Source organism: Bartonella grahamii ATCC 700132 (genome assembly GCF_000518085.1).
GTDB lineage: Bacteria > Pseudomonadota > Alphaproteobacteria > Rhizobiales > Rhizobiaceae > Bartonella > Bartonella grahamii.
The window spans coordinates 1-2483 of the sequence record NZ_JACX01000010.1 but is presented as its reverse complement, the minus strand read 5'-3'; the positions used below and the strand labels follow the sequence as shown (position 1 = coordinate 2483).

Annotated in this window: 1 protein-coding gene; it reads left to right on the top strand. The window is 47.6% G+C overall.

The window, feature by feature from the left end; translation table 11 throughout:
* Positions 1–245 precede the first annotated feature (245 nt).
* Positions 246–2483: phage tail tape measure protein (locus U736_RS10950; protein WP_034451756.1), on the top strand; the 2238-nt coding region annotated here is incomplete at its 3' end.

The following is a 2483-nucleotide window of genomic DNA, read 5'->3' as shown; positions in this document are numbered from 1 at the left end:
GTTGAATTGATTAATCGTCTTGATGTTGTTGACATTATTGCTGTTTTCAAGGCTTTTTTTGCTTTTTTTACGCAACGCCAATCCTCTCTGCCAGACAATTTGGGGCAGAACTAGCCCTTTATTATCACTGGGCGCCTTCAGAAATTAACCAGATGGATTGGCTGGATGTGATTGCCTATCGAGAAGAACTCGCACGCCTTAAAGCCCAAGAATATGAAAGCTATCAGTTAGGATAAGAGACGATCATGGATGTTTCCCTTGTTGTGCGTTTTGTCAATCATCTGCAAGAGGGGATAGCTTCTGCCAAGCGTGATCTTGCAGCCTTTAGTTCAGATGTTGCGCATTTGCAAAACAAGACAAGGCAGCATTTTAAAGGGTGGTTTGACCCTGAGCATCTTGAGGATGCGACAAAGAATGCGAAAAATGCTTTTATCCAAGCGCGGGGGCGCATGGTGGGTGCCATTGCGCAAACAGCAACCTTAATTGCACCCCTCTATAAAGCCATGCAATTTGACCAATCGATGAAAGGCTTGGAAAAGGTTCTCGATGCCCCCCTTCATCGCTTAAAGGAATTGCGCCGTTTTGCTTTGGAAACCTCCACCAAGATTCCGCTAGCAGCACGTGAAGTTTTGGAACTGATGACCAGTGCCAGCCAAGCAGGGATTGGCGAACAAGATCTAGAAGCTTTTAGCATCTATGCCGCTAAAGCAGCTGTAGCATTTGATATGACGGGAGATCAGATTGGGGAGCGCTTTGCCAAGTTGCGCAATGTCTTTAAGCTTAATCAGGCAGGCATTGAAGATCTAGGCGATGCTATCAATCATCTCTCTAACCACATGGCTGCCAAGGCAAGTGAAGTGTCTGATTTTACCAATCGTGCCACCGGTGCGGCAACCATGTTTAAGCTCACAGCCCGTGAAACAGCAGCTTTTGGCACGGCGATGATTTCTGCTGGTATTGTCCCTGAGAGTGCAGCGCGTGGTTTTAATGCGATGAGTGCGCGCATACAGGCGGGGGGCAAACATATTGAAGATGCTTTTGCCAATATTGGGCTTTCTCGCGAAAAATTTATGCAAGATCTGGACAAAGATGCCACGGGCACCTTGGTGCGCTTTTTTGATGTTTTAGCCAAATCCGAACAGGGAATGCGCTCGCTGATTGCCATTGCTGGGCGAGATTTTACCGGTGATTTTGCCAAATTGGTGGGCAATCCCGAATTGTTAGGGCAAGCTTTAGATTATGTGAAAGATCCACAAGTCTTTAAAGGCTCTGTAGAGCAAGAAGCAGACAAACAAGCAACCGGTGCCATGCGGCAATTTGAACTCTTACAAAACCGCATTGTGGCTTTGGGGATTAGCATTGGTGAAGTGCTTCTGCCCCCTCTCAACAGTTTGATGGAAAGTGTTGGCAATTTTACCAATGGGCTTATGGCGTGGGCAAATGCCCATCCCACTTTAACAAGCGCCATCATCAAAACCATTGCCGCTCTGATGGCTTTTAATATTGCTCTGCGCGTGTTGCGCTTTACCATGGCTGGCACTCGCCTTGGGGTCCTGCAATTGATTGCCTCTTTTATCAAGATGAGGGCTGTGAGCCGCACGCTGAAGGCAAGTTGGCGAGGGTTAGCGGCTTCAGGGCGCTCACTGGGCTTGCTTACCGCAGGACTTGGGGCACGTTCACTACGACTTTTGCGACCAATGACCTTATTGATGGGCGCTTTGCGGGGGATTGCTGTTTCAGGGGCGGCATTTGCGAGTAGCTTTGGTTGGATAGGAACCGTGATCGAAGTGGTTGGAGCGAGCATGGCCTCTGTTGTGGGGGGTATTTTTACTCCAATAGGGGCTGCGGTTGCTGCTGTTGTGGCGGTCATATTGGCAGCTGGTTTTGCTTTGTGGAAATATTGGGATCGTTTCTCTTCTTTTATGAATGGTTTAGCACGGGGGATAATACGGGCTTGGGGGCAAGCCTTTGAAGCCGTTATGCGCTTTTTTGGTGCAGATACCAGCACCATCACCAAATGGAAAAATATAATCGCCAATGCTTTTGATCTCTCTTCCCATTGGCAAAAGTTCAAACAAGGACTTTCCTCTGTTGCCGAGTGGTTTGGCAATTTGTGGGAGGGCGTTAAACAAAGCTTTTCCAACTTTTGGCAATGGTTGAAGAGTTTTTTTACACAGGAAAAGCTCTCGGAGAGTGCCAAGGCTGGTATGGAACAAGCGGGCGAAGATCTGGCTAATTCGATTGTCGATGGCTTTATGTCGTCTATCTCACAATTGATGGATTATTGTAAATCTTTGCCTAGCCGCATTAAGGGGTGGATTGGTTCCATTGATGTAAGAGAGTTTTTGCCAAGTTTTTTGGGGGGGAAAACAGCCATTCAGCCCATACCACAATTTGCGGGGGCTGGTCATGCAAATCCATTGGGTAGCGAACAAAGAGGCAAAGAGCGTTCCACCATCACCCACAATCAAAATGTCACAGTG